The 2749-nt window shown below is 46.2% G+C and carries 2 protein-coding genes; both read right to left on the bottom strand.

The window, feature by feature from the left end; genetic code table 11:
- Positions 1-1839 (bottom strand): DUF4962 domain-containing protein (locus VB118_05645; protein MEA4832084.1); only part of this gene is annotated, 1839 nt, incomplete at its 3' end.
- 457 nt (positions 1840-2296) lie between these two features.
- A partial coding sequence (locus tag VB118_05640) for a hypothetical protein (GenBank protein ID MEA4832083.1) occupies positions 2297-2749 on the bottom strand: 453 nt, incomplete at its 5' end.

Genomic DNA, 2749 nt, shown 5'->3' with positions numbered 1-2749 from the left:
GTTGTCTCCGGGCGAATAATCCTCATAACCGGGATCGGTCGCGAGGGCGACACCGTTGCGAAGAATATCAAAGCTGTTGTTGTCCGGGTGATTATGACCCATTGCGGATTTGCTGCAGGAGAACACGAAAAGCGTGTCGCCCGCGTTCCAGCCGGTCCTCATCGCGCCCCAGCCCGCGCCTTTGATATTCACCGACTGCAGATCCTGTCCGGGGACGGCGGAAACCGGATCGTTTATGCAGTAGATAAGTCCTTCAAGCGAAGCTGAATATACCTTTGCGCGCGTCAGATAGTATCCGGCGAGCGGGTTATTGGTTAACTTACTGATAATTGAGGCAGTCACGAAAAATCCTGCGCCTTCAGAGGTGTCGCTGATTACAGGGAAAATGCCGTTGGAGCTGTCTCCGGCGGCCACGAGCCATTTGAACAGGAATTCGTTGAGATACTCGTGGTCTATGATGCTTGTGTCGCCCGTGACGCGGTTGATTATGTCGACCGCGGTCATCATGTATTCGATGGTCAGTGATGTATACCCGGTACCCTCGTGGGATTCGGTGCTTACTCTTCTGTCAAGGAATACCTTGAAATATTCCAGGGCCTTTACAACGGCGGCGTTTGCTTCCGGGTATTCGCCGAGCAGAAGGCATCCGGCTGCAGCCATTGACGAGGTAATGACCATCTGAACGTTATGGTCTATGGTCAGGTTCCATACTTTAAGCTGATTGATAATAGAATACTTGTATATAGCTTCTTTGATGGCACTGCGTTCTTCGTCGGTGAAATAATCGTAGAGCAGGTCATACGCGGTGCATACGCCCATTGTGATATATCCACTGTCCAGGCATGCAAGCCCGTCTCCGTATGTCGGGTCGGACCAGCTTGTCCATTCGGTAAGCCACATACAGTAATCAGTGGCAAGACGCGCGTATTTTTCGTCTCCGGTGAGGAAATACGCCATCGCGGGATATTGTATTCTCGCTTTTATCGCGCCTCCCAAACCGGTCCAATACGGATACTGACCGGAATGACCGTATTCCGGCGGATTTTCGCGCGGCCCCGGCTGTTTTAGCGGCAAATCATATGTAACTTGGTATCCGTTGTAATAGCTACAAGCGAATGAGTTTTCCTTGAGATATGCGTCCGCGGTTGAAATAATGTATGAGCATACTGACTGGTTGGTGGTGTTTGCGTAATTGGGTGTCTTGTCGTCCTTTTTCGCTTTTACGGAATCTGCTTCCGCGGCGGTAAAGAACAGGCGGGGATATCCCGTAACGAGCTGCTTCATTGTTATATCTGTGGTAGTTGGGTCTTTGCCGACCGAAACGAGCACATTATCATAATTAACGGCGCCAACATTGCCGTCGCTTTGATAAAGCAAAACTGTCATGTATTCAGCGCCGTCGACAGCGCGAACGGTTGTTGTGGCCGTCGACCAGTCATAACCTGAAAACGTTAAAATTTCAACGGGAGTTAGGCGGCTGTTTCCCTTCCAGAACTCGACATAAAGCTGGGCGCTGCCTTCAGAAATTATGGCATCGGCAGAAACTTTATAATATGATCCGGATGTAACGGGAATATTTTTTGACCTTAGTCCCGAGTTATTGGTACTGTAGTAAGATTTTTTGCCATTGTTGGCGGCTTCGGATGTGACGATTCCCTCTGTGCCCGAGCCTTTAATTACAGACCATCCGTTTCCGGGCAGTTTGCCGTCTTCATAATCTTCGAAGGAATCAGAGAAGATATATTCGGTTTTCTCTTCGGCGTAAACACCGGGAGACGCGGCCGCGCACAGCCCGGTAAGCATAAGCGCGGAAAGGATAATTGCCATTATTCTTTTCATAAACACCTCGTAAAAACTTAATAACTATTAATTAGTATAGCATAAATTAACCATAATTGCAAGATAACGAAAAAAATTGTTAAAACTCAGTTAATATTTGTGAAAATACAGATAATGTCTATTGAAGTTTTAGCAATTGAAAAACCAGCCATTGATTTTAGAGTTCAGTATCTATTGATTGCCGTCTGTGTAATCATGTTTTTCATGTCTTTCTTACTGCCATATGTGTTTTATGATTGTTCAGCAGACAATTATTAAAACGGCATTTAAATAAGTCGTGTTTTATAAGAGAGAAAAGCCCATATACCAGAGTCTTTTCTCTCTTTAAGCTGTAATTATTTAAATGCCGAGTTAATAAATAAGCGGTTTTATTAATTCGTACGGCTTCTATTCAAAGAAGCTTTGTATTTCTGCATCAAAAAGGCGCGGGATTTCCGCGCCTTTTTGATGATTTTAATTATTTGCTTTTCTTTTTTTTATGTGCGATGACTGACAAGACAGCCGCTATAACGGCAATAGCCGCAACTGATCCGATTATTATCCATTTCAGATTGCCGTTATCCGGGGTCGTTTCGCTGGGCTTATCGTCGCCGGGCTTTTCTCCGTCGGCAACCGGTTTGTCGTATACAAAATCGACATATGTTTTTCCGTCTGCGACGGTAAAGGTCATGACATTGTTTTCGTCGACTGTGTATTGAGCCGTTTCTCCGTTGAGCTTGAGTCCGATGAGCTTGTATTTGAGGCTGTCGGCCGGGACGTAAAGCTTTACGGTTCCGCCCTTCGCACAGTCGATTACGCTTCCTTCGTCAGATTCGAAGGTGAAGGCCGCGGATGAAGGCGAATTGCTTTCATAAAGAGTTTTGCCGTTGTAAACAAGCGATTTTCCTTCGGTTACGACATAGCCTAAAGT

This window comes from Oscillospiraceae bacterium, from assembly GCA_034925865.1.
In the GTDB taxonomy this organism is placed as follows: Bacteria; Bacillota; Clostridia; order Oscillospirales; family SIG627; genus SIG704.
Note: the sequence above shows the minus strand (reverse complement) of the source record. Positions and strands in the feature narration are given on the sequence as shown.